The following is a 24,508-nucleotide window of genomic DNA, read 5'->3' as shown; positions in this document are numbered from 1 at the left end:
CCGACCTGTTTTCTTTTATGCGGGTTTTAAAAGCCAGGGTGAAATATGGGGCGTTTGAATTGTTATATTTGCACTCAATTCAAAAAGGGGTGGCAGTGAGCCACTTATTATCTGAGTATTCGAATATAGCTTTAAATGAAGGTTCTTAAATTTGGCGGCACTTCTGTCGGTTCGGTCGACAGCATCAAAACAGTAATCAGTATTCTTGAAAAAAACCTTGAAAAAGGCGAGCGGATCGCGGTGGTTTTTTCCGCCATGGGAGGTGTCACGAACCGTCTGATCGAAATTGGCAAGATGGCCGCGGCCGGAAATGCCGAGTATCTCGAATTCCTGAAAGTTGTTGAAGAACGTCATTTTGCGGTAGTAAGAGGCCTTATTCCTGTCAAAAACCAAAGCAGTACTTTCGCGGCTGTAAGAGGTATTTTCAATGAACTGGAAGATATCCTGCGTGGAGTTTCCTGGATCAAGGAACTGTCCGAACGTACTTTGGACCTGGTGATGAGCTTCGGTGAACGCCTGTCAACGCTCGTCATCACTGAAATACTTAAAAGCAAAGGTGTAGCGGCCGAATTTTGTGACGCGCGCCAGATCATCCATACCAATGCAACGTATGGAATGGGCGATGTGAATTTTGAAATCACAAATCATCAGATCCTCGAATATTTTGCCAAAACCTCTGCGCTGCAGTGCGTAACCGGCTTTATTGCGTCCACCGCCGAAGGTATCACGACAACGTTGGGCCGCGGGGGTTCAGACTATACAGCTTCTATTATTGCAGCAGCCCTGGATGCGGACTCTATCGAAATTTGGACGGATGTGGACGGGATGATGACCGCCGACCCTCGTAAGGTTGCGAATGCGTTCACTATTCCATCGATTTCGTACTCAGAAGCAATGGAACTTTCGCATTTTGGTGCAAAAGTGATATATCCGCCCAGCTTGCAGCCCGCTTTTGCAAAAAATATAACACTTAAGGTTCTCAATACTTTCAATGTTGATTTTGAAGGTACTTACGTGCAGAAATCCGCGAACGGTAAAGAATATGCGATCACCGGGATTTCCTCGATCGATGAAATTGCGTTAGTGAACATTCAGGGCAGCGGCATGATCGGCGTGGCCGGTATTTCCGGGCGGCTTTTTACAGCCCTTTCTAATAATGCCATCAGCGTGATCCTGATTTCACAGGCTTCTTCCGAGCATTCTATCTGCTTTTCCATTGACCCGAAAAATGCGCAGCGGGCCAGCGAAGTGCTGGAAAAAGAATTTGCTGTTGAAATCGGCCTTGGATATATAGACAGTATTGTCATTGAAAAAAGCCTTTCGATCATTGCTATCGTAGGTGAAGGCATGAAAAAAAGTACTGGTGTTTCAGGAAAGCTTTTTTCTGTTTTGGGAAAAAACGGTATCAATGTTGTAGCTACGGCACAGGGTTCTTCGGAGCTGAATATATCGGTGGTAATTGCCAAAAGTGATTTGTCAAAAGCCCTGAATGCGATCCACGGCGTATTTTTCCAATCGGAAACGCGCTCGCTGAACCTTTTTATAGTAGGTGTGGGACTCATCGGCGGGACTTTGCTCGAACAGATCAGGAACCAGGCAAAGTACTTGCGGGAAGAAAAATTGCTGAACCTGAACATAGCAGGGTTATCGAATACAAAAAAAATGCTGCTTGACCCGGACGGTATCAAGCCCGACAATTGGCGCGACCGGGTGATGGACGAGGGCGTGAAAACAAGTCTGCCTGCATTTGTCCAGCGAATGATCGAATTGAACCTGCCTAACAGCGTTTTTGTCGATTGTACTTCGGATAAAGATATCGTCCAGTATTATCACATGCTGCTGGATGCCAGTATCTCTGTGGTAACGCCCAATAAAGTAGCCAATTCTGGGTCCTATTCGGAATATGTTTCTTTACAGAGAACAGCACTTCAGCGGGGCGTCAAGTTCCTTTATGAAACCAACGTGGGCGCGGGGTTACCCATCATCAATACCATCCAGGGCTTGATGGCGAGCGGGGATAAGTTTCTGAAAATTGAGGCTATTTTGTCCGGAACACTTTCTTATATCTTCAATAATTTCGGGTCTGATGTGCGTTTCGCAGATGTCGTTAAAGAGGCAAAAGCCAAGGGCTTTACCGAACCCGATCCGCGGGATGATCTGAGGGGAACGGATGTGGGACGGAAGATCCTGATCCTTGCCCGTGAAGTAGGTGTTCCCCTGGAAGCCGAGGAAGTGAAAATCACACAAATCCTGCCTGGAAACTGCCTGAATGCGCCGACTGTGGACGCATTTTTTCAGGAGCTGGAAATATCAAATCCTTATTTTGTCGATCTTCAGTCGTCGGCGGAGTCGAGGGGTGAAAAATTAAGGTATATCGCTACGCTTGAAAACGGGAAGGCCAGTATCGAGCTGAAAACTGTTGGCCCGCAGCATCCTTTTTACACGCTTTCGGGCAGTGATAACATTGTTTCTTTCACGACAGAACGTTACAAAGACCGCCCTCTGGTAATCAAAGGCCCCGGCGCAGGAGCAGAAGTTACTGCCTCCGGCGTATTCGCAGATATTATGAGCATCAGTAGCTATTTGGGGTAGAAGGGTTTCTCGATAAGAAGTTCTATATCTAACTAAAGTACTCACGTTCCATTATTGATCATTTTTATGTCAAACCATGGAGCCAAATGAAAGAAATAAGAGTTGAAGACATCCTGGCAAAAGCACTTGATTCTTTGACGCTGACACAGTATTTAATCGAAAAAAAACGATTTGAATTTGCTTTAAACCGTGCGTATTATACGATGTATCATAGTATTCAGGCCTTGCTCTTTGTGAAGAAAATCAGGATTCGGTCACTTCCAAGAACACACACTACTTTTAATCGGGAGCTGATGTTAACTGATGAATTACCTCGGGGACTTGGAAAGATTTTGAAAAAAACATTCAAAAAAAATCAGCGTGCTGAGTACAACTATGACAAAGTAGAAGAGACAGACGCAATTGAGGCATTTACCAACGCCGAAATTTTTTTTAGTGCCACCGTACAGTATTTAATAGCCAACAATCATTTACAGTGAATTACATAAAAGCTTTTGCGCCGGCTTCGGTTGCTAACGTGGCCTGCGGGTTTGATATTTTTGGTTTTGCCATTCAGGAACCGGGAGATATAGTTGAAATATGCCGTCGCGATGAACCAGGTATTGTCATTACCGATATTACTGGTGACGATGGCCGTTTACCAAGGAGCGCGGACAAAAATGCGGTGACGGTTGTGATGCTTCACTTGCTCAAACATCTCGGAATTAATGACTTCGGCTGCGAGGTTGTATTGCACAAAAATATGCCGCTCGGAAGTGGTATGGGTTCTAGCGCAGCCAGTGCGGTAGCGGGTGTAATAGCGATGAATGAATTGCTGGGTAATCCGCTAAGCCGGAAAGAATTGCTGCCGTTTGCGATGGAAGGTGAAAGAATTGCCTCCGGCTCGGCACACGCTGATAATGTCGGCCCTTCGCTTTTGGGAGGTTTTGTAGTGATAAGAAGTTACAATCCGCTGGATATTTTCACGATTCCTGTGCCGGATGATTTGTATTGCACGCTGGTTCATCCTGATATTGAGATCAATACGAAGGATGCAAGGTATATTTTGAGAAATGAAGTTTCTCTGAAAAATACGATAGCCCAAATGGGCAATGTGGCCGGGTTGGTAGCCGGACTGATGAAATCCGATTACGACCTGATCAGCCGCTCTATGGTAGATGTGATCATAGAGCCGGTAAGGTCGATATTGATTCCCGAGTTCAAAGAAGTGAAGGAAGCAGCGCTTAAAAATGGTGCCCTTGGCTGTAGTATTTCCGGCGCTGGACCATCGATGTTCGCTTTGAGCAAAGGACTGGAGAATGCGAAACAAGCAGGGGATGCCATGCAGAAAAGATTTGCTGAAGCTGGTATAGAAGCCAGTACACATGTATCTGCCATCAATATGCAGGGAGCTGCTGTATTGAATGATTAAACCAAATAATAACAATCTTGAAATCCGGGTGAACTTTCCTGATTGTTTCAGACGTTAAGGTTTTGTAATAAAAAATCAAAAGAACATGGTTACCGTAAGTGAAACTGCCAAAAATAAAATCGTAGAATTACGTAAAGCAGACGGACATCTGGATGATTATCAGATCCGTGTTGGTGTTTTGGGAGGAGGTTGTTCAGGCCTGACCTATAATCTTGAATTCAACTCCGATACGAATCCCAATGACATGGTTTTTGAGGATAAAGGTGTAAAAATCATTGTTGATAAAAAGAGTATCCTATACCTCGCTGGTACCACCCTGGATTTTTCCGATGGTTTGAATGGTAAAGGTTTTCAGTTTGTAAATCCGAATGCAACCCGCACCTGCGGATGCGGCGAAAGCTTTGCCGTATAGCTATATTTAAAATATTTTATTTTTGAAAAACGCGCTGTCAACCGACAGGGCGTTTTTTTTATAGTCGCGAATGGAGTTAATTTGCTTCCGAAACAGGCCGCATTTCCCAGGGTATAACACATCAGATCAGGGAATTCCGCGGGGGACTATTTTACACACAACGGTTCGTATCCGTTCAAAATTATTTAAATGAAACCAACACTTTTGATTTTAGCTGCCGGCATCGGCAGTCGTTACGGAGGTATCAAGCAGCTCGACCAGTTTGGTCCAAATGGAGAAACAATCATTGATTATTCATTATATGACGCAATCCGCAGTGGTTTTGGGAAAGTGGTATTTATTGTGCGGGAAGAAATAAAAGAAAGTGCGGAGGCATTATTTGCCCCCAAACTGAAAGGTAAGATCGAATATGATTTTGCGATCCAGGGAGTCCAGTCTTATTTGCCGGAGGATCTTGGTACAGTGGAAAGGGTGAAACCATGGGGCACCGGTCACGCAACTTTATGTGCCTGGGAACAAACAGACACGCCTTTTGCCGTAATCAATGCCGATGATTTCTATGGCCGGGATGCTTTTGCAACGATGGCGGAATTCCTGACGACCGACACCAATGATAACCAGCATGCCATGATCGGTTATGAATTGAAGCGAACCCTTTCCGAAAACGGCACCGTTTCCCGCGGTGTCTGCATAGAGCGTCCCGATCATAATCTGGAATCTGTGATAGAGCGTACCAAAATATTTGAAGATGACGGTGTCATTTATTTTGAGGAAAATGACGTACGCACAGCATTAGCACCCGAAACACCGGTTTCCATGAATTTCTGGGGTTTCAAACCATCCATGTTCCCGATTACAAAAGATCTTTTCGATGCTTACGCCCGCGAAAATGTAAACACACCGAAAGCTGAATTCTACATTCCAACAGTAATGACGCATATCATCAAAAGTGGGCTCGGCGACTGTCGCGTCTTCCGCAGCTCATCCGACTGGTTTGGTGTGACTTACCCTGAAGACAAGCCAACTGTGCAAGCTTCATTGTCGGCTTTGCATGAGAAAAACGAATATCCTGACAAGCTTTGGTAGAAGTTCATTCAAGTAATGGCAAAAAAGGCCTTCCCTGGATTCAGCGAAGGCCTTTTTTGTTGGCTAGATATCCCAAATCTCTACTTCTGCACCAGCGCTTCCAGCATTTTTTCTGCCAGGAATTTGTTTCCGGCGTCTGTTAAATGAACGCGGTCGGAGGTGAGAATGCCTTTTTCTTTGTTTTCAGGATTGTTTTGAACCAGGTAATCCTGGAAATATTTTCTCAGGTCGCATAACTGTAAGTTGTTGCGGGTCGCGATTTCACGGATCAGTTTGGAGTATTGGTTCAGATCTCCATCCTGCGCGTTGGAGTTATCGTTTCTCTCTCCGATCACCGTAGGCGTGCAAACAATGACGCGGATGTTCTGGGCTTTCATTTTCTTGATCAGAGCCTCGTAGAACTTCACATATTTGTCAGGGTCCGTACCGGTGCCGGAAGAGGTTTTGTGCCACACATCATTGATGCCGACATAAATAAATACCACATCAGGTTTCTTGGAAAGCACATCATCTTCCAAACGAAGGTATAGATCGTAAACTTTGTTTCCCCCAATGCCGGCCCCGATCAGCTCATACTGGCTACCCTGATTTTTAGCCTTCAGCATTTCACCTACCTGTGTAATGTATCCGGTAGGGCTTACGCCGGCCTGGGTTATCGAATCACCAAAAAAAATGACACGTAAAGGTTTATCCTGACGCATGGCCAGCATAGGCAATACAATGAAAGTGATTTGTAAAAATTTGAAAAATAGGCGCATAAGAAAATTGAAATAAGTTTTAGTGCAAAAGACAATGAACAGAAAAAGTTACCCTCGGATATCAACCCGGCCGGTTGCCATCAATGATCTGAACACCGGCTGTATTGAGCGCATAGCGGAAAGCAAAGGTAGTGCCCGGAACAAGCGTTTGAACGAAATGGACAGGCAGCCGCAGCTCACGGATTTTGCCCTGAACCAGCGCGCGAACCCGAATTTCCCCGTTTTGGATTTCGCTTGTCAGTACTTCGGCATAAAGTATCAGATCATTTGTATCGCCGGCATCGTTGAGATAAATTTCAGGAGGTGTGCCATGCTGGATCATTTTCCCATTTTCCATTACAGCAACCTTATCCGCCATCCTGAATATCTCGGCCACATCATGTGTGACGATGATCATCGTGAATTGAAACCGCCTGTGAAATTGAAGCAGCAGGTCCTGTAAATCCTTTCTCATAGTAAAATCCAGGGCTGAAAGAGGCTCATCCAGAAGCAGAAGATCCGGTTTCCGGACGAGTGCCCTGGCCAAAGCAACGCGTTGCTGCTGTCCGCCGGATAGCTGAAAAGGTTTGCGGGAGGCAAGTTGAACGAGATCTGTTGCTGCTAGCAGTTCGTCGGCGAGGTCGCTGTCTTTGCTGTCGGGAAGTGCGAAAAGCAGATTTTCCCTGACAGTCAGGTGTGGAAACAGGGCGTAATCCTGAAATACAAATCCGATGTTGCGTTGTTGAACCGGCAGTTGTTTTTTTGCCGAGCTGTCGAGCCAGGTTTTCGAGCCAAAAGTTATTTTTCCCGATTGGGGAAGCATAAGTCCGGCGATTTGTTTTAATAAAGTCGTTTTTCCGGCACCCGAAGGGCCTGTGATCGCAAGTATATTTTGCCAGGGAACCTGTATCGAAACTTCCATAGGCAACGTGCCCTGCGCCGTGTGGAGGGAATGCCGGATATGTATGTCAAGAAGATTGTCGGACACTTAATAGTCGGTTGTTAACAGAATAGACCATCAGCAAAATAACGAATGTAATTGCAAAAAGCACCATCGCGTAAAGGTTTGCAGCGGAATAGTTCAGGGCCTCCACTTCATTGTAAATGGCCACGGACGCCACTTTGGTCACACCGGGAATATTGCCCCCGATCATCAGCACCACACCAAATTCCCCGACAGTATGCGCAAAAGTGAGTACGAAGGCAGTCAGGATTGCCGGTTTGCAGTTGGGCAGGAGTATTTTATAAAAAGTTTCCCATTTGCTTTTACCCAAAGTATAAGATGCCTCTCGCAATGAAGCAGGCAATGATTGTAAGCCCGCCCGCAAGGGATAAACCATGAAGGGAAGGCTGTATAAAATGGACGCTATGACCAAGCCAGGGAAGGAAAATACCAGCCGCAAACCGAACATGCTTTCAATCCAGGAGCCGAACCAGTAGGACGGACTGAACGCCAGCAACAGATAAAAGCCGATTACAGACGGCGGTAGAACCAGGGGCATGCCAATGATCGCTTCAATGATACCCCGCCCTTTGAACTTTCCGAACGCCAGCCAATAAGCCAACGGCATAGCCAGTCCCAGCAAGATAACGGATGTTATCGTTGCGAGACGAAAAGTAAGCCAGATCGGTTGCCAGTCCATTTTAATTTTGAATGATTGAATGATTGAATGATTGAATGATTGAATGTGTGAATGGTTATTTTAGACATTTATTGTCATGGGTTGTCATTTTTAGTCATTTGTTGTAAGAAGTTATGGGGTAACAATTTATGACAATCAGTGACTATTCCTGACCAAACATGACTACGGCCTGACAACCAATGACAACCAATGACAACCAATGACAACCAATGACTACCAATGACAACACAGGGCTACCAATGACCACAAATGACAATCCCCGACCACTTCATGAGTATTTTATTTGTATCCGTACTTCCTGAAAATCTCCTTTGCTTTTTGGGAGTACAAAAAGTCGTAGAATTGTTTGCTGGATTCTTTTTTGGGGGAATTATCGCTGTGTCTGAGCAGGATTGCGGCTTGTTCGATCGGTTTGTAGGCGGCTGAATCGATGATAACGTAGCTGCCTTTTCCCTTCATCTCAGGGGATAGTACAATAGACAACGCGTTAAAGCCTGCCTCAACCGAGCCTGATGTAATATATTGGGCGGTCTGTGCGATACTTTCACCAAAAACGAGCTTTTTCTCCACTCTTTCATAGCTTCCTTCATTTTTCAGAACCTGAACCGCAGCCTCACCATAAGGCGCGGTAGCCGGATTAGGAATGGCTATTTTTTTGATTTTTTCGTCTCCTAAAATTGCCGTATTCAATTCGGTGGACGGAATGTTTTTAGACCATAATACCAGCGTGCCAAGGGCATAGATTTTCGGCTGTTCGTCGGAACCGCCGTTTTTAAAGATTTCAAGGGGATATTTGGTGTCTGCTGAAACGAAGACGTCGAAAGGGGCACCTTCGCGGATCTGCGTGGTGAGCTTGCCGGACGACCCTACGATAATTTCGATTTCCTTGCCGGATTCCTTTTCAAAAGCCGTTTTAATTTCCTTCATCACATATTGCACATTGGCGGCCGTGGCGACGACGATCTTTTCTGAAGGTTTGGTACAGCCTGCTAAAAAAACAACCAGAAAAAGGGATAGACAACGTAAGTTCATATTGCTAAGTTAAAGGAATTTTGGGCTGTATTGTTACCATTTGCCAATGCAGAGGCCTTCGGCAATTAACATAATCTGTTTTTATCGTAAATTGCGCCCCGTTTCGGCCTGGCTTTCAGGAAGGAGCGGCTGATAACTTGGAGCTAATGGCAATTGGCTTAAAATAACAACGAATAAATGATAATAGAAACCGCCCGGCGGACAAAACAAACGTCGGAATATTACTTTTCCGTAAAGCTGGCCGAAGTACGCAAACTGGTTGCCGAAGGAAATGATGTGATCAATCTGGGAATTGGAAATCCGGATATGATGCCGTCGGAAAAAACACTCAGTACTTTATCGCAGGCTGCGTTAAAGCCACAGGCCCACGGCTATCAGCCGTACATCGGAACCCAGGCTTTCCGCAATGCGATCGCAGATTTCTATTATCGTATCTATGGTGTTACATTAAATCCAAATACTGAAATATTACCGCTGATCGGTTCGAAAGAGGGTATTACACATATATCGCTTACTTTTCTGGATCCGGGCGACGAAGTGCTGGTGCCCGAGCTGGGGTATCCTGCCTACCGTGCTGTGAGCCAGATGGTGGGTGCGGTGGTGAAGGAGTATCCGCTGCTGGAAAACTTTGGCTGGCAGCCCGACTGGGAAGCGATGGAAGCCTTGGTGACGCCAAAAACCAAGATCATTTGGCTGAACTATCCGCATATGCCTACCGGCGCCCCGGCTACCAGGGAATTGTTCGAGCAGGCGGTCGCTTTTGCCGCTAAGCATAAAGTGCTGCTCTGTCACGACAATCCGTATAGTCTGATTTTGAATAAAAAAGAACCTATCAGCCTGCTGTCGGTTGATGGCGCCAAAGAGGTGGCCATCGAGCTTAATTCGATGAGTAAGTCACATAATATGGCTGGCTGGCGGCTGGGCTGGCTGGCGGGTGCGAAACCCTATATCGATGCTGTGCTGACGATCAAAAGCAATGTGGACTCCGGTATGTTCTGGGCATTGCAGGAGGCTGCTGTGGCTGCGTTGAATAACCCCACCGAGTGGCACGATGCACGAAATGCTGTTTATCAGGGCCGTTTAGAGGCTGCTGAGGCATTTTTGGCGACGATCGGCTGTACCTGGAATAAGGATCAGGAAGGTATGTTCCTCTGGGGGAAGCTGCCTGAATCGGTTGAATCTGCCGAAAAACTGGTCAACGAGCTCTTGGTTGAAAAGCATGTTTTCATTGCGCCCGGATTCATATTCGGTCCCAAAGGGCAGCGTTATATCCGTTTATCGCTTTGCATGCCGAAGGAAAGGATTTGGGAGGCGGTGGAGAGGATAAGGGGGTAGGGGAGAAAGGAGGAGAGGGACGAATGGGAGATTATTTGTTTTGATTGATTTTTTAAGATTATGGTAATCAGTATAATAGGTGTTGGGTTGCTTGGGGGATCGTTTGCCTTAAGCCTTCGTGAAAAATATCCGAATATTAAGTTTGTCGGTGTCGATAATTCGTCGGTTAATCAGAAAATTGCGCTTGCCAAAGGAATCGTGGATGATATTGTTTCCCTTGAAGAAGCATTGGCAATTTCAGAGTTGAATGTGCTGGCAACACCGGTGGATGCAATTACGGGATTAATGCCTCATCTGCTGGATATTATCCCTGCGGGACGGACGCTGATGGATCTTGGATCAACCAAAGAGCTGATCTGCAAAATAGCAGATGCACATCCGAAACGGGAGCAGTTTGTGGCGGTACATCCCATGGCGGGGACTGAAAACTCGGGGCCGGGCGCAGCTTTTAAGGAATTGCTGACATACAAAAACGTCATTATCTGCGATAAGGAAAAAAGCCACCCCGACTCGCTGGGACTGGTAGAAACGTTTCTTTTTGATGTAGGGATGAAGATACATTACATGAAGCCGGTTGAACATGATCTGCATCTTGCCTATGTGTCCCATTTGAGCCATATCAGTTCCTTTGCGCTGGGTTTGACTGTTCTGGACAAAGAGCAAGACGAGAAAGCGATTTTTGATATGGCAAGCACGGGCTTTTCTTCTACGGTGCGTCTGGCAAAAAGTTCTCCTCAGATGTGGGCACCCATTTTTGATCAGAATAAAATCAATGTTTCAAAAGCGCTCGGGGACTACATTGAGTTATTGAAAAAATTCAAGGATGCCATCGATAAAGAAGACCTCAAAACCAGTCTCAATTTTATGAGCCGCGCCAATGACATCGGTCGGGTACTTGCGGGTATTGAAAAGAAATGAGTCAATATAATGTAAATTTATAATCGACTTAAAGTTAGATAGTTACTATGTATAAAATTGCCGTTTACAAACGGTGAAACGCCTGCTCAGGAACCATTTTAGCAAAGCGAGCTGTTTATCCAGGTACCTCCTTTTAAATAAGATATAGTAGATTTTTCAATTAAACTATTCGAAATGACAAAGGCTTTGGCAGTTTATGTTGCAGTAGTAGTGGCGCTTACCGTTTCCTTCGGACTTTACCAGTTTAACTCTTCCCCATATTTTTCTTCAAACTCCAGACCGGCTGTTGCTAGGGTGGATTCTGTCGCACCAAAACCATCGTGGGTTGCCCTCTACGATTCGCTTGATCTGAAAAGCCAGGGACTTTCGCTGGCGGCTTTCAGGTGTGCGTGGTTTGGTTTTCAAAAAATGAACCTTAATAATCCGATGATGGCCATTGCAGATTTCAGCCAGTCGTCGCGGAAGAAAAGGCTTTATGTCATTGACCTGATCAGAAAGAAACTGGTGTTGAACACTTATGTTGCCCACGGCAGGAACTCGGGACAGGAGTTTGCCGAGCGTTTTTCCAATAAAAACTCTTCCTATCAGTCCAGCCTCGGATTTTACAAAACTTTGGGGACCTATCAGGGCAAGCACGGGCTTTCGCTCAGGCTTGAAGGTGTTGAGAAAGGAATCAATGACCAGGCTTTCAGCCGTGCTATTGTGATGCACGGAGCGGATTATGTAAGTGAAGATTTTATTAAAAATACGGGCAGGCTCGGTAGAAGTCAGGGATGTCCTGCCGTTTCCATCGCCGATTCTAAAAAGCTGATCAATATGTTGTACAACGGTGCGGGCCTTTTTATTTATTCTCCCGACCAGACCTACTTTAAAGCCTCCCGCTTATTGTCCGGGTTATTTTCCGATCAAGAAGATCAGACCTTGGGTAATCCTCTTTTATACACGTCTGCAAAATAAAGCAGGTCCCCTTTTTCATTACAGTCGGCACCGAGATAAAACAGGAAAACGGGTATCCGCGCTTTCAGTTTGTGCCATTTCGGCGGGATAGAGACGGTGTCCGGCTCGGTCAGAAAATCGTTATCCAGCAACTTCGTACCCGCCATGTAATTAGCAAGCTCTGTCGGGTGCTGAACCCTTACGCAGCCATGACTTCTCCATCGCTGATTGCTTTTAAACAGATACCGTGCATTGGTATCATGCAGATAAATAGCGAGGGGGTTTTTGATTTCCACTTTCAATAGTCCGAGTGAATTGTCTCCGCCCGTTTCCTGGCGAAACCTGTAAGGAAATTTTTCAGCAGTTAATTCTTCCCAATCCACATCTTCGGGGTTCACCGCTTCCCCTTTTGTATCAATGATCTCGATCCGGTTTCTGGAAAGATATTCGGGATCGCTCGCAGCTTTTGGGAATATTTCCTTGATTGCGATGCTTTTCGGCACATTCCAATAGGGGTGCGTCACAATGCTGGTTGCATAAGTGTCAATAGTGGGCGTTTGTGTGTCTTGCTTGCCTACCACTGTCCGCATAGATAACACATTCTTTCCTGCCGAATCCATAGCAGTTAGGTATGCGCCCCGGATATTGACCATCACAAAACGAGGGGACCCTTTTGACTGTCGGTGAATCCAGCGGTAAGCATTCAATGAGTTTGCAACCACGGCCGCACTGTCTTTTTTGTTTTCGGATAAAAGGCGTTTGTAATGCACTTTAAGGTGATTATACACTGGAAAAACAGGTTCCAGCTGTTCCATCACCTCTTCCACGGATTTCCCCTTTACAAGCTGGACGGCGGCCGCGCGAAGTACAACCGTATCCGCCTGGATTTTTTTCTCTGTATATCTCAGATCAGGCTTGTGCCCAAAACCGACCTCTTCCAACAGGGCAAATACTGGGGTATTCTTTTCGGTGTACGCAAATTTGGTGGTGTCGATCCCTGCATCGCGGGCAAAATCCAGGATTTTCGAGTAGTTTTTCTCTTTGCTGAGTGCTTTATAAAGCTCCTGATTGGTCATGGTATCAGGGTCTTTTTTACAGGATTGGAAAATGGCGAGCGCAAATAAAATGAGAAGAGGGATGTACTTTGATCGGCCAACGCCAGACAATATTTGCATAACAGAGGTTTTTGGTAATAACGTTTTTAAAACAATTCCCGTGCCAGCAAATGGCGCGAAGTTCAGCTTGGTCTGAGAATGGCGCGAAGCTCAGCTTTGCGCCGCCTATTCCAAGGCCTCTGGCAGGTGTCAGCTCTCCCGCCGGCCGGAGGCCTTGGAATATAGGGTACGAAGCAGAGCTTCGCACCAGCTTGTGCGCGTCATTGTGCCGGCTTAACCAACAAAATCCTTTTTGCGTAGATTCTTATCCTTTTTGCGTAGGCTGTTATCGATCTCTGTCGGCGAATTTTGCAGGGTCAAACATTTATTATTAACAGCCATGAAAATTAAAATTATTGCCTTTTTAGCCATGACAGCCGTGTTATGGAACTGTGATGACCGTGATGTAGAGACTTCTGTTTACAAGCTTGATACGGAACAATCGAATGCCCGGTGGAAGGGATATCTGAAAACAGGTTATTTCAACGAAGGAACCATTGCCGTGAAAAGTGAAAACCTGACTGTCCGCGATGGAAAAATTTCGGGCGGATCATTTACGATTCCGGTTTCTTCGATTGTCAATCTCAACCTGCCTACAGACGAGCTGAAACAGCAGCTGGTACATCACCTCCAGAGCTCCGATTTTTTCAATATGGCGCTGCATCCCGAGGTCAAATTTGAAATTACGGATGTGACAACATATACCGGCACCAGTGACGGCGACATTCCCGGGGCCAATTACCAGATCAAAGGTTCGCTGACGATCCTGGGGAAAACTAACCCGGTAAGCTTTCCTGCAAAGGTTACCCTGACGGGCGATCAGCTGATGGCGGAAGGAAAACTGAAATTTGACCGCACCCTGTGGGGAATGACTTACGCCAGTGACGAAACGCTGCCGGACGAAAACCAAATCGAGTCGCTGATCGATGTGCATCTGAAACTTTCCGGAAACAGGAAATAGTTATGATACGTAAAATATTCAAATGGACGGGGATCGCATTGCTCTCCGTCCTGTCCCTTCTGGGCATAGGATATGCGGTGGCAACTTTCAGTATCAACGGCCGTATTCGTAAAAACTACGCTTTTGCAAAGGAAAGTCTCGAAATTACTTCTGACAGCGCTACACTGGCGAGGGGTAAGCACCTGGTTGCGATCAAAGGATGTCAGGATTGTCACGGAGCCGATCTGAGCGGGAAAATTATGATCGACGACGGAGCCGTAGGCAGGCTGCCTGCTTCCAATCTTACGCGTGGTAAAGGCGGGCTTCCGGACAATTATTCAACCGCTGACTGGGTAACTGCGCTGCGCCATGGTATTGATAAAACTGGCCGCCCGCTGATCTTTATGCCTTCACACGAAACAACACTGTTATCGGCCCAGGATATGGCGGCAATTATTGCTTTTTGCCAGACAGTACCTTCTGTAGATCACGAGCTTCCGGCCATCGATTTAGGTCCTGTTGCCAAGGTAATGGGTTATCTGGACAAAATGCCTTTGCTTTCGGTAGAAAAGATCGACCATGCCAAAGCCATGGTTGCAGAAATTGATACGGCAGAAGGAGCTGTCCAGGGAAAGTATCTGGCGATTTCATGCAGTGGCTGTCACCGGGCGGATTTCAAAGGAGGCGATCCGCTGGCTCCGGGATTACCGCCGGTGCCCGATCTGTCTCTCTCCGGAAACGTTGGCAAATGGACGAAAGAACAATTTATCAATACCTTACGGACAGGAAAAACTCCATCGGGACATCAGATGAACAGCGATGACATGCCCTGGAAAATGACCGCTCAGTATGAAGACAAGGAACTATCTTCTCTCTACGCGTTTTTTCAGACCATTGAATAGCAGATTATACCAAAGGTATTTTTACGGTGAAGCTCGATGCTTTTTCAATGATCTCTACCGGGCGGGGCGAGAGGTACCTGTACAGGGATACCAGGTTGTTCAATCCCTGCCGGTTGCTGGTTTCTACAAAGTTCTTCTTGTTCACATTATTGTGGATCACGAGCATTTCATCCTCAATAAAAATGTCGATTTCCAAAGGGGAATCATAGCCCATGACATTGTGTTTGATGGCGTTCTCGATCAGGTTCTGTAATGTCACCGGCGCAATTTTAAGATGATTGGAATCTTCCGGCACATCGATATTAACCAGTAATCTTTCCCCGAAACGTGTTTTCTGAAGCTTGACATAATTCTGGGCGAACTCAAGTTCATCCGACAGGGATACCAGTTCATTTTCACGGTTTTTCAGGATATACCTGTAAGTTCTGCTAAGTTCGTCCAGAAAAGTGCTGGCCATTTTTGCATCGAGCCATATCAGGCTGTCGAGAGAGGTAAGGGAATTGAAAAGAAAATGAGGGTTGAGTTGCTGTTTCAGGCTTTCGTACATCGCCAGTACCTTTTCCTTTTCAAGCGCATTGGCCTTGTTTTGTAATGCATAAAGCTTTGCTTGCTGCCGCTGGATCGTTTTTACCCGGCTGCGAAACAGATAGTAGCCGCCGCTGCCTGAAATAAGCAAAGCCAGTATAATAAACCATGCTCTTTTCCAGATCGGAGGGGAAATTGAAAAAAGGAAAGGCTGGCGTGTTTCATTCCAGGTAATTCCGTCGAGGCTGGCAGCTACGCTGAAGCTATAGTTTCCAGGAGCAAGTGACGAAAACCGAACGCTATTGTTACGACCGTTGGCGACCCAGCTTGTATCCAGGCCCGTAAGCCGGTAGCGGTACTTTAGTTTCTGCGTGTTTTGAAAATAGGTCGTAACGTACCGGATTTCCACGGAATTCTGGTGCCAGTCTAAGGCCAATGGTTTTTCGTTCAGTGTAGGCTGACTTTTCAGAATGTTGCCGCCTTGCATTTGTCTCAGGCTTTCAGTTTTGTAAAGCTGGAACAGGGAATCATCCTGGTTGATCCGTGCACCGGTGATCAGGACATTGAGGTCCTGTCTGCGGGACTTGATCTTGAGCGGCTCAAAATAGTTAAGGCCATTATTTCCGCCCATATAAACCATGCCATTTTTCGATTCATACAAACTTCCCGGATTCAACTGCTTGTTCTGTACATTGTCCCAGATATCAAACCATTCCAGCTTTTTATCCTTCTCACTGTACCGGTACAGCCCGTCATCCGCGCCGATCCATATATTGCCTGTTTTATCCTGGTATAAAACCGTTATCTGCTGATTGTCAAGTTCGGGCAAAATCCTTTTTTTTATCAGGCCCCTGGCTGTCGTCGTTACTTCATAAATACCAACACTTCCGGCCCAGACCGTGGAATCGTTTCTGGTGAGCAGTGCGGTGACAAGCCTGCTCGGGAAAAATGTTGTATCACTTTGTACAGTCCTCAAATTCTTGTCCAGGTACAGTAGTCCTTTGAAAGTGCCGATCCAGATATGTCCCGTTTGATCCTGAGAGGCAGTCTGGCCGATATAATCTGAACCTTTAAAACTGGCTTCTCTAATCTTGTAAGTATCTTTTTCGATCAGATAGCAGGACGCATCCGCTAGTACCAGGTGATTCCCGTCGGCAAGGGTATAAATGGAATAGATGTAGTCCAGATCCGTTTTGGTCTTTAGGCGCAAACCTGTCTGCCCGGGTGGGAAAACCGGTTTCTCAAACTTCTGGGATTCAGGGCTGAATATCAATGGTCCTCCCGCACCGGGCCCGAGGATCAGATTTTTACCGTCGAAAACGAGCCCCTGAACTGTCGGAAATTGAAATGTGCTGAATGGATGACTGTCCGGATGGAACGATTTGACTTTTCCGCTACGGGGATCAAGTTGTGAAATACCGGCTGCCGTTGCAAGCCAGATGTTTCCCTCATGATCGCCCGCTATGTCCCGAATATTGTTATTCCAGCCGCTGCCTTTCGGACTGTAACTCCGGAGCCAGCTGATAGTATGCCATTGAGGGCGAAAAAAAATGATCCCCTGCTGCCCGAGCATCCACAGTATTTTGTCATTGTCGTAGTAGCTCGTATAAATTTCATTGTTGGCAAGTTCGCTGCCGTAATGGTAGAGTGTAGCTTTGGTGAAAATACCGGAGGTCCTGTTGTATTTAAAACACCCCTGGCTTGTATTGATCAGATATTCAGGATGATCGAGGGGAATGATCGTGTTGATTTCCAGGAATGGGTAAGCTAGTTTCGGAGCAAACCTGCCCATTGAGATGGGTGTTACCTTACCTGTTTTGAAGTTCAGCTCGAATATTTGCAACCGGGCATTTGTGGCCCATATAATATCGGGCGAAAATGGAGCGATCACCGAGACCGACTCGAATGCGATGCTCCTGACTCTTTTTGTTTTGGTATTATACGAAAACAATGTATGTGTGTCGCCTAAAAAGTACTCGTCGCCCAGCTTCTGGAATATTTTTCTGTAAAAAAGCTGGTTGGGAAGGCTTGCGATCACGTGATGTCTGAAAACCCCTGCTACCGGTTCGTACACAAACAGCCCTTTGCCGCTGATAATCCATACCTTATTATCGGATGATACCTGTATGACATTGAATTTTGTCGGTAAGGGCCCTTCTATCCCGATGTTTTTAAAGCCTTTATAATCATTGATATATAATCTTACCGACGATTGAGTGCTTACCCATATCCGCCCTTCCAGGTCAACTGCTATGTCGAGCAGATCTTCGCCCTGTATGTCGAAACGCTTTAAATTCTGACCGTCAAACCGCTGCAGATAACGTGGCGAAAGCAGCCACAAAAATCCCTGCCTGTCCTTCACCATTTTCAGTACGTTGGACGTACGGATTCCGTCCCCTTCGTCCAGGAGCTGGACGTTGAAGTCCGAGAGCTGAGCACGGCAGGGCTTTGGCAATAAACATAATGCGGTGATGAGGAAAAGCAGGAAGCGGATCACTTGTTCATCTACTGTTAGCTTTATCTGTCAAACCATTTTTTAAACGCCGGGGCTTTTTCACGGCTTACATCAATTTCTATTTTCAGGGGACTTTTGAGGATAACCGTCAGTTTTTGATTTTCATGCAGCCTCACGGCCTGAATTGCGTCTACATTGACGAGATACTGGCGATTGGCACGGTAAAATTGCCTTGAATTCAGGAGTTCTTCCAGTTGATCCATAGAGTCGTAGTCCAGTGCGTGCCTGTCGCCCTGGAAAGTGTGCAGGTAATAAATGTTATCTTTTGAAAAACAGGCGATGTTGCTGGTTTCGATGGGGATCCACTGATGGCGGACACTGATGATGAATTTTTCCTTGTACTTGTGTTGAGCAGCTCCGGGAAGGGCCAGAGCTTTAATCAGTTCCTGCACAGCCAATGTATTTTCAGGATTACTTCCGATCAGCCTGCGGCATTTTTCCAGAGCCTTTTTTAGCTCATTTTCGCCAACCGGTTTCAGCAGATAATCTATTCCGTTGACCTTGAAAGCACGGATCGCATATTCATCATAGGCCGTTGTAAAAATGAGTGCACATTTAAGATCATAATAATCAAAAAGCTCGAAACTGATGCCATCGCTGAGCTGGATGTCCATGAAGATCAAATCCGGTTCGGCATTTTCCATCAGCCATTTACGTGCGGTTTTCAGGCTGGGCAGGATTTCTATGACGGATATATCATTTGCCACCAGGCTTATTTTTCTTTCCAGTTGCCTGGCTACAAGATGTTCATCCTCAATAATAATTGCCTTTATCATGTCAACGGGGCAAAAACAGTATACAAGTTTATAAAAATAGCGTTGCTTATCCGCATGTCTCACAGCGGTCTGTACGGATTCTTTCCTGTTCGTGGCCTGGTACATTGTTCAGACGTAGCAATTCGTGGGAAGTAACAACAGATATGCACATTGCCCAGGCATTATGGATTTGCTGAGTCCAGTAATAATTTCCGAGTTTTTGTTGAAAGGTCCAGAGCAGAGCCTGTGCGATTTTATGGTAATCAGCAGGCCTGATATTGTGATTCTGACCAAAGACGACCAACTCGATGGCCAATTTTAGCTCTTCCGGGCGGTCGAAGCGGTTTACGGCCATACCCAGTATTTCCCTCAATTGCGTGTAATTATTTTCCATATCCGGCGAAAAAGCATTTTCCAGTTCGGGATTTTCTGAAAACAACCTGCTGTAAAATACGTCTCCGAGCATATAATCGGATACATTACGGATACTTTTCCAAGTCTGTTTTACCAGTCTGATTTGATCATTTGTAGGATTCATAAGGGGTCAGGTATTTTAATTTTTAATTTAAAATTTGTCAAAACCCTTCGCCGGGGCAACTTTTTCTTTTTGAAGCGTGGGGAAATGGATTTGAAGTGTGTAAAAGTGTTGTTTCTCCGTTTTTTCGGTTTTTTTGAAAAGGCCCGATCTATTTTCCGGAGTTTAGCGCAGTTGCCGGGGACGCAGTTGATTTATACACCGGAAATTGGATTAAATTTGAATAGGAGTCTCTAATAACATGATACACAAATGCTACCCGGCAAAGAAAACTATAAAAAATCCGACAGAGCTGAATGGATCAAACCGCTCGCATGGTCGCTTCGGTTCTGGTTGAGGTATCTGGGTCCCATTACATTTCTGATGTTGGTTGCCGCATTGGGGCGTGCCTTTCAGATGAAAGCCGCCGGTCCCGTTTCGCCATTCCTATATTGGTTTCTTGAGATGCTGGTTGCTGTTGCGCGGATATTGACGTTACTGGTAATTGGCGGTCTCGGGAGTATCAGGCAGGGCGGCCGCAATTTTATCGGCATATTGAAGATGAAAACTCAAGACTGGCGCCAGGCAGGCGCTGCGACAATGAAGACATTCAGCAATGATTGGGCAGTTTTTCTGATGAGTATCATTGTTTTCAGCTGCATCGCATTTGTGATAAACCGGAGTATCACCATGGTAGCCGCAAACGACAAATTTTTGCAAGCATTAAAAGACAACCATATCCTCGTACAATCTGCTTCCGGAATGCCCGTTGTGTTTTTCCTCAAAAACCTGACCGTAATCCCCTTTACAATGATTTTCGACGTCGCGATTGTTTTGTGGCTATGCGGGAAGTTGACGAAAAGGGTTTGAGGAGATTTTGCAGGTCTAACAGGACCGAAACGCGAAACCCGGAGAGGGTGACTTCGTTCGTCAAACTATATCACCCTTTCAGGGTTTCCGCTTTGACTACTATGCCGTTGATCTAGAATAATTTCATCCCGTTGGGATTGGCATAGGCATATGTTGGAAAGTGTCTCAACAAAAAAAGGCCAGGCAAAAAGCCTGACCTTCGGTGACCGCGACGGGAATCGAACGGCACCGGCCGCCCGGCCATATCTAGAGTTTAGGCCGGGGTCGCGCTCGACAACTCGTGTTCTATGCGCTGAACAACTTCCATTTTTATGTAAAACCTACAAAAAAAAGGCCAGGCAAAAAGCCTGACCTTCGGTGACCGCGACGGGAATCGAACGGCACCGGCCGCCCGGCCATATCTAGAGTTTAGGCCGGGGTCGCGCTCGACAACTCCTGTTCTATGCGCTGAACAACTTCCATTTTATATAAAACCTACAAAAAAAGGCCAGGCAAAAAGCCTGACCTTGTGTGACCGCGACGGGAATCGAACGGCACCGGCCGCCTAGCCATATCTAGGGTTTAGGCCGGGGTCGCGCTCGACAACTCGTGTTCTATGCTTTGAACAACTTCCATTTTATATAAAACCTACAAAAAAAAGGCCAGGCAAAAAGCCTGACCTTCGGTGACCGCGACGGGAATCGAACGGCACCGGCCGCCCGGCCATATCTAGAGTTTAGGAAACTCGCTAGGTATAAAAACAAAAAAGGCCAGGCAAAAAGCCTGACCTTCGGTGACCGCGACGGGAATCGAACCCATATCTAGAGTTTAGGAAACTCCTATTCTATCCGTTGAACTACGCAGTCCTGTATTCCCAATTTCGACTGCTGCCATATCTAGAGTTTAGGCCGGGGTCGCGTTCGACAACTCCTATTCTATCCGTTGAACTACGCAGTCGAATCGGGGTGCAAAACTGGCAAAAAATCATTTGAATTACAAATGATTATTCTTCAGTTTGTACTGCGGTATATCCTAAATCCAGCCAGTTCGGGTAAATAGAAAAGTGTTTTTCCTTCACCAATGCAAATAAGGTGTTCCTCAATTCCTCGATATTCTCTTTTTTCTCAGCAGAAATGAACACAACCTGGTCGGCTTTTTCAGCTATGTAGCTCTTTTTTAATTGCGCCAGCGTGCTTTCCTGTGATGGTGCAGGTTCTTCTTCCGGATCATCATCATTGTAGGTGGGCTTGTAAAGATCTATTTTATTGAAAACCAGAATGCTAGGCTTGTTTGCCGCGCCAATTTCCTCCAAAGTTTTGTTCACAACGTCCAGGTGCTCTTCGAAAGACGGATGCGAGATATCCACCACGTGCAGCAAAATATCCGCCTCGCGCACCTCATCCAGCGTTGACTTAAAGGATTCGATCAGTGTGGTGGGCAGCTTACGGATAAAACCGACAGTATCCGTCAAAAGAAAGGGGATATTTTCCATATTCACTTTCCGTACCGTAGAATCTACGGTAGCAAAAAGTCTGTTTTCTGCGAAGACATCGGCTTTTGAGAGTCCGCGCATCAGAGTGGACTTTCCTACATTGGTATAACCCACAATAGCGACACGCACCAGCCGATCCCGTTCCTTTCTCCTCGTTGTACTTTGGCGGTCTACTTTTTCAAGTTTTTCCTTTAAAAAAGCAATCCGGTCTTTTACAATCCTTCTATCCGTTTCAAGCTCTGTTTCCCCAGGCCCGCGCATACCTACACCCACCCCGGACTGCCGGCTTAAGTGCGTCCACAAACGGGTTAACCTTGGATACATATATTGGTACTGAGCAAGCTCCACCTGTAATTTTGATTGCGCAGTCTGTGCGCGCATCGCGAAGATATCCAGGATCAGCAAACTTCTGTCTATCACCTTGATATCCTTGAAAACCGCCTCCAGGTTCCTAACCTGCGAAGGCGTGAGGTCATCATCATAAATGATCATATCCACCGGCGTCGCAGTGACAAACGTCAGGATCTCCTCCAGCTTGCCCTTGCCGGTGTAAGTCCGTATATCGGCCCGTTCAAGATTTTGTGTGAAAGTTTTAATGGTTTCTACCCCAAGTGTCGTCGCCAGAAACGCAAGTTCGTCCAGATATTCCCTTGTTTTTTCAGCAGGTTGTTTCTGGGTGCTTACAGCTACCAAAACAGCGGTTTCAGCCTTCACGGCAGTAGAATACAGTTTTTTCTTATCAATCATGCAAAGTTGTTTATTTCAATTATTACGTCATTCAGTTCCCGTCAATCGCGCCGGAACGAACCGCAAGAAGTAGAGAGGCAACGGTTTATCCCGGTCAAAAGTTCACGCACGGTTCTGGTGAAGATACATTTACATCTCAATAAATCCATTTTTTTGCTTGAATATTAAAAAACTACTTTTGTATCTTTGCCCAAATTCTATAAGCCTATGTTGGTGCTCATCCTCGGTTAACAACCACTCCGTTTTTTTCTGATCCTTTTCCGGGTCGTTCTCTGCCGCTTTAAAGCAGCAGTTTTTCTATTTATCATTTCAATTTTATTTTATCCATGAAAAAGTGGTTTCAACTGCTTCTACAGGCTGTTCGTGGCTCTGAGGAAAGTTTTACTGACGGGAGTATCAATCGTGCCATATTTTTACTTTCTGTACCCATGATCCTTGAAATGGTCATGGAGTCTCTTTTTGCCGTAGTCGATATATTTTTTGTTTCAAAAGTAAGTACGGAGGCGGTCGCGACGGTTGGTCTTACCGAGTCTGTCATTACGCTCGTTTATTCCGTTGCGATCGGATTAAGTACTGCTGCCACCGCGACGGTCGCGAGGCGTATCGGCGAAGGGAATGCTGCGCAGGCGCGGCACGCAATAGGCCAGGTAATCCTGATCTCGCTGGTAATATCTTCAATTGTGGCCGTCACCGGGGCTGTTTTTGCCGGTGATATATTGAGAATGATGGGTGCCGATGAGAAGGTTATTGCAACCGGGACAGATTTTGCCAGAATTCAGTTTTTGAGCAGCCCCGTGGTAGTATTACTGTATTCACTGAGTGGTGCATTGCGCGGGGCCGGATCCGCCGCTACTGCCATGCGGTCGCTTATCATTGCAAACGGGCTCAATATGATCCTAGGGCCGATCCTCATTTTTGGTGTGGGGCCTTTTCCGGAGCTGGGCGTGACCGGGGCTGCGATTGCGACAGCTATGGGGCGGTCGGTAGGCGTGGGGTACCAATTGTATTCTCTGAGCCGCGTGCACAAAACATTGGGGCTGATCTGGGAGGATTTACGGCCAAACCGCGAAACGATCATCACAATTGTGAAAGTAGCCACTGGCGGGACAGTGCAGTTTCTGATCGGTTCGGCGAGCTGGATTTTCCTGACGAGGATACTTTCGGAGTTTGGAAGTGATGTCGTGGCCGGGTATACGATCGCCATCCGTGTGATTATGTTTACGCTGTTACCAGCCTGGGGACTTGCCAATGCGGCTGCAACGCTGGTTGGCCAAAACCTTGGCGCCAATAAACCTGACCGGGCAGAAAAATCAGTCTGGAGATGTGCGTTTTACAATCTGATATTCCTGGTGGGGTTGTCGGTGTTCATGTTTACGGGCGCGGAGATAATTATTGGCTGGTTCAGCACAAATAACGAAGTAGTACAAACGGGTAAAATGGCTCTGCAGGTACTTTGCCTTGGCTACGGTTTTTACGCCTATGGAATGGTCGTGATACAGTCGCTGAACGGGGCGGGGGACACCAAAACACCTACGGTTTTGAATATTATCGCTTTCTGGCTGATTGAGATTCCCGTTGCGTATGTGCTAGCCGTTATGCTGGATCTTGGCCCGGTAGGGGTATTTGCGTCGGTACCTATTGCGGAGTCAACGCTGGCGCTGATGGGGATCTGGCGGTTCAGGCTTGGGAAATGGAAGTTGGTGAAGGTCTAGGCATTTTTGGTCATGAAGTTGTCATTTGTCGTCATGTTTAGTCATGTGTTGTCATTCATTGTTCCAATACATGACCATCCGTGGCTACAAATGACCATTCATGATCATGCTGACTACAAATTATGACCATACCCGACTACAAATGACCATTCATAACCATCCCTGACTACAATGACCTGACGTGGTTCCGTTTTGGTTTACACTTTTGCGGGTTAGTAAATATTTAAAACTTCAATTCTCAGCCGGTTTGCCGATAATATTCTGCCTCGAAAGCTGCTGGATTTAGATAGTTCAATGACGA

21 protein-coding genes and 1 tRNA gene are annotated in these 24,508 nt (G+C 46.2%); 12 read left to right on the top strand and 10 right to left on the bottom strand.

Going from position 1 to position 24,508, the window contains the following annotated elements; all coding sequences use genetic code 11:
* Positions 1-135: 135 nt before the first annotated feature.
* The 5 genes from thrA to FBF61_RS30920 all read left to right on the top strand — a co-directional run bounded on the left by thrA (position 136) and on the right by FBF61_RS30920 (position 5,501).
* Positions 136-2,592 carry a bifunctional aspartate kinase/homoserine dehydrogenase I gene (thrA, locus tag FBF61_RS30940; protein WP_138484867.1) on the top strand — a complete coding sequence of 819 codons (2,457 nt, stop codon included), beginning with the start codon at positions 136-138 and terminating at the stop codon, positions 2,590-2,592.
* An 86-nt stretch (positions 2,593-2,678) separates the two neighbouring features.
* A complete protein-coding gene (locus FBF61_RS30935) occupies positions 2,679-3,071 on the top strand; it encodes a HEPN domain-containing protein (protein ID WP_138484866.1) in 393 nt (130 codons plus the stop codon).
* Positions 3,068-4,003 (top strand): homoserine kinase, encoded by a 936-nt coding sequence (locus tag FBF61_RS30930; RefSeq protein WP_138484865.1) that lies wholly within the window; start codon positions 3,068-3,070, stop codon positions 4,001-4,003. The genes FBF61_RS30935 and FBF61_RS30930 overlap by 4 nt, the downstream gene beginning before the upstream one ends.
* Before the next feature lie 85 nt (positions 4,004-4,088).
* Complete coding sequence (locus tag FBF61_RS30925) at positions 4,089-4,415, top strand: HesB/IscA family protein (protein ID WP_138484864.1); 327 nt, start codon at positions 4,089-4,091, stop codon at positions 4,413-4,415.
* Between the two features lie 189 nt (positions 4,416-4,604).
* Positions 4,605-5,501 carry a nucleotidyltransferase family protein gene (locus FBF61_RS30920; RefSeq protein ID WP_138484863.1) on the top strand — a complete coding sequence of 299 codons (897 nt, stop codon included), beginning with the start codon at positions 4,605-4,607 and terminating at the stop codon, positions 5,499-5,501.
* 80 nt (positions 5,502-5,581) lie between these two features.
* Here FBF61_RS30920 and FBF61_RS30915 read toward each other — a convergent pair whose 3' ends face one another.
* From FBF61_RS30915 to modA, 4 genes are all read right to left on the bottom strand, one after another.
* Positions 5,582-6,259, bottom strand: coding sequence for an SGNH/GDSL hydrolase family protein (locus FBF61_RS30915; RefSeq protein ID WP_138484862.1), 678 nt, complete (start codon positions 6,257-6,259; stop codon positions 5,582-5,584).
* Between the two features lie 61 nt (positions 6,260-6,320).
* Positions 6,321-7,226 (bottom strand): sulfate/molybdate ABC transporter ATP-binding protein, encoded by a 906-nt coding sequence (locus FBF61_RS30910; RefSeq protein ID WP_138484861.1) that lies wholly within the window; start codon positions 7,224-7,226, stop codon positions 6,321-6,323.
* Positions 7,207-7,881: a molybdate ABC transporter permease subunit gene (modB, locus tag FBF61_RS30905; protein ID WP_138484860.1), complete on the bottom strand. Its 675-nt coding sequence runs from the start codon at positions 7,879-7,881 to the stop codon at positions 7,207-7,209. Before modB ends, FBF61_RS30910 begins: the two co-directional genes overlap by 20 nt.
* A gap of 279 nt (positions 7,882-8,160) precedes the next feature.
* Positions 8,161-8,913: a molybdate ABC transporter substrate-binding protein gene (gene modA, locus FBF61_RS30900; protein WP_138484859.1), complete on the bottom strand. Its 753-nt coding sequence runs from the start codon at positions 8,911-8,913 to the stop codon at positions 8,161-8,163.
* 177 nt (positions 8,914-9,090) lie between these two features.
* Here modA and FBF61_RS30895 point away from each other — a divergent pair, with 177 nt between their 5' ends.
* The 3 genes from FBF61_RS30895 to FBF61_RS30885 all read left to right on the top strand — a co-directional run bounded on the left by FBF61_RS30895 (position 9,091) and on the right by FBF61_RS30885 (position 12,123).
* Positions 9,091-10,248 carry a pyridoxal phosphate-dependent aminotransferase gene (locus FBF61_RS30895; protein WP_138484858.1) on the top strand — a complete coding sequence of 386 codons (1,158 nt, stop codon included), beginning with the start codon at positions 9,091-9,093 and terminating at the stop codon, positions 10,246-10,248.
* A 60-nt stretch (positions 10,249-10,308) separates the two neighbouring features.
* Entirely contained in the window at positions 10,309-11,166 is an 858-nt protein-coding gene (locus FBF61_RS30890) for a prephenate dehydrogenase (protein WP_138484857.1), read from the top strand.
* 174 nt (positions 11,167-11,340) lie between these two features.
* Complete coding sequence (locus tag FBF61_RS30885) at positions 11,341-12,123, top strand: murein L,D-transpeptidase catalytic domain family protein (protein ID WP_138484856.1); 783 nt, start codon at positions 11,341-11,343, stop codon at positions 12,121-12,123.
* Here FBF61_RS30885 and FBF61_RS30880 read toward each other — a convergent pair.
* Entirely contained in the window at positions 12,081-13,277 is a 1,197-nt protein-coding gene (locus tag FBF61_RS30880; RefSeq protein ID WP_138484855.1) for a L,D-transpeptidase family protein, read from the bottom strand. The genes FBF61_RS30885 and FBF61_RS30880 overlap by 43 nt on opposite strands.
* 319 nt (positions 13,278-13,596) lie before the next feature.
* Here FBF61_RS30880 and FBF61_RS30875 point away from each other — a divergent pair, with 319 nt between their 5' ends.
* Together FBF61_RS30875 and FBF61_RS30870 are read left to right on the top strand one after the other, a co-directional pair.
* The gene (locus FBF61_RS30875; RefSeq protein ID WP_138484854.1) at positions 13,597-14,217 is read left to right on the top strand and encodes a YceI family protein; all 621 of its coding nucleotides are present in this window, start codon (positions 13,597-13,599) and stop codon (positions 14,215-14,217) included.
* Between the two features lie 2 nt (positions 14,218-14,219).
* Entirely contained in the window at positions 14,220-15,098 is an 879-nt protein-coding gene (locus FBF61_RS30870) for a c-type cytochrome (protein ID WP_138484853.1), read from the top strand.
* Between the two features lie 4 nt (positions 15,099-15,102).
* Here the strand turns inward: FBF61_RS30870 and FBF61_RS30865 are convergent, their stop codons facing one another.
* Genes FBF61_RS30865 through FBF61_RS30855 form a run of 3 tightly spaced genes read right to left on the bottom strand, consistent with a single transcriptional unit; the run spans position 15,103 to position 19,431 of the window.
* Positions 15,103-18,120 (bottom strand): sensor histidine kinase, encoded by a 3,018-nt coding sequence (locus FBF61_RS30865; protein ID WP_138484852.1) that lies wholly within the window; start codon positions 18,118-18,120, stop codon positions 15,103-15,105.
* 20 nt (positions 18,121-18,140) lie between these two features.
* Positions 18,141-18,914: a LytR/AlgR family response regulator transcription factor gene (locus FBF61_RS30860; RefSeq protein ID WP_229215307.1), complete on the bottom strand. Its 774-nt coding sequence runs from the start codon at positions 18,912-18,914 to the stop codon at positions 18,141-18,143.
* A gap of 46 nt (positions 18,915-18,960) precedes the next feature.
* Entirely contained in the window at positions 18,961-19,431 is a 471-nt protein-coding gene (locus FBF61_RS30855) for a globin domain-containing protein (protein ID WP_138484851.1), read from the bottom strand.
* Positions 19,432-19,680: 249 nt separating this feature from the next.
* Here FBF61_RS30855 and FBF61_RS30850 point away from each other — a divergent pair, with 249 nt between their 5' ends.
* Entirely contained in the window at positions 19,681-20,277 is a 597-nt protein-coding gene (locus FBF61_RS30850; protein WP_138484850.1) for a hypothetical protein, read from the top strand.
* A gap of 773 nt (positions 20,278-21,050) precedes the next feature.
* On the opposite strand, the gene FBF61_RS30845 is transcribed toward FBF61_RS30850, so the two are convergent.
* Positions 21,051-21,122, bottom strand: a tRNA-Arg gene (locus FBF61_RS30845).
* Between the two features lie 137 nt (positions 21,123-21,259).
* The gene (hflX, locus tag FBF61_RS30840; protein ID WP_138484849.1) at positions 21,260-22,495 is read right to left on the bottom strand and encodes a GTPase HflX; all 1,236 of its coding nucleotides are present in this window, start codon (positions 22,493-22,495) and stop codon (positions 21,260-21,262) included.
* A gap of 326 nt (positions 22,496-22,821) precedes the next feature.
* Here hflX and FBF61_RS30835 point away from each other — a divergent pair, with 326 nt between their 5' ends.
* The gene (locus FBF61_RS30835; protein WP_138484848.1) at positions 22,822-24,207 is read left to right on the top strand and encodes an MATE family efflux transporter; all 1,386 of its coding nucleotides are present in this window, start codon (positions 22,822-22,824) and stop codon (positions 24,205-24,207) included.
* Positions 24,208-24,508 lie beyond the last annotated feature (301 nt).

The organism is Dyadobacter bucti (assembly GCF_005869225.1).
GTDB lineage: Bacteria > Bacteroidota > Bacteroidia > Cytophagales > Spirosomataceae > Dyadobacter > Dyadobacter bucti.
This window is presented reverse-complemented; position numbering and strand designations above follow the sequence as displayed.

Bases quoted from the DNA above. Each gene is read 5' to 3' on its own strand.
- modA (WP_138484859.1), bottom strand. From the start codon at position 8,913: ATGAACTTACGTTGTCTATCCCTTTTTCTGGTTGTTTTTTTAGCAGGC.
- FBF61_RS30925 (WP_138484864.1), top strand. From the start codon at position 4,089: ATGGTTACCGTAAGTGAAACTGCCAAAAATAAAATCGTAGAATTACGT.
- FBF61_RS30850 (WP_138484850.1), top strand. From the start codon at position 19,681: ATGCTACCCGGCAAAGAAAACTATAAAAAATCCGACAGAGCTGAATGG.
- FBF61_RS30885 (WP_138484856.1), top strand. From the start codon at position 11,341: ATGACAAAGGCTTTGGCAGTTTATGTTGCAGTAGTAGTGGCGCTTACC.
- FBF61_RS30835 (WP_138484848.1), top strand. From the start codon at position 22,822: ATGAAAAAGTGGTTTCAACTGCTTCTACAGGCTGTTCGTGGCTCTGAG.
- FBF61_RS30855 (WP_138484851.1), bottom strand. From the start codon at position 19,431: ATGAATCCTACAAATGATCAAATCAGACTGGTAAAACAGACTTGGAAA.
- FBF61_RS30935 (WP_138484866.1), top strand. From the start codon at position 2,679: ATGAAAGAAATAAGAGTTGAAGACATCCTGGCAAAAGCACTTGATTCT.
- FBF61_RS30880 (WP_138484855.1), bottom strand. From the start codon at position 13,277: ATGCAAATATTGTCTGGCGTTGGCCGATCAAAGTACATCCCTCTTCTC.
- FBF61_RS30875 (WP_138484854.1), top strand. From the start codon at position 13,597: ATGAAAATTAAAATTATTGCCTTTTTAGCCATGACAGCCGTGTTATGG.
- FBF61_RS30870 (WP_138484853.1), top strand. From the start codon at position 14,220: ATGATACGTAAAATATTCAAATGGACGGGGATCGCATTGCTCTCCGTC.
- hflX (WP_138484849.1), bottom strand. From the start codon at position 22,495: ATGATTGATAAGAAAAAACTGTATTCTACTGCCGTGAAGGCTGAAACC.
- FBF61_RS30895 (WP_138484858.1), top strand. From the start codon at position 9,091: ATGATAATAGAAACCGCCCGGCGGACAAAACAAACGTCGGAATATTAC.
- modB (WP_138484860.1), bottom strand. From the start codon at position 7,881: ATGGACTGGCAACCGATCTGGCTTACTTTTCGTCTCGCAACGATAACA.
- FBF61_RS30890 (WP_138484857.1), top strand. From the start codon at position 10,309: ATGGTAATCAGTATAATAGGTGTTGGGTTGCTTGGGGGATCGTTTGCC.
- thrA (WP_138484867.1), top strand. From the start codon at position 136: ATGAAGGTTCTTAAATTTGGCGGCACTTCTGTCGGTTCGGTCGACAGC.
- FBF61_RS30915 (WP_138484862.1), bottom strand. From the start codon at position 6,259: ATGCGCCTATTTTTCAAATTTTTACAAATCACTTTCATTGTATTGCCT.
- FBF61_RS30920 (WP_138484863.1), top strand. From the start codon at position 4,605: ATGAAACCAACACTTTTGATTTTAGCTGCCGGCATCGGCAGTCGTTAC.
- FBF61_RS30860 (WP_229215307.1), bottom strand. From the start codon at position 18,914: ATGATAAAGGCAATTATTATTGAGGATGAACATCTTGTAGCCAGGCAA.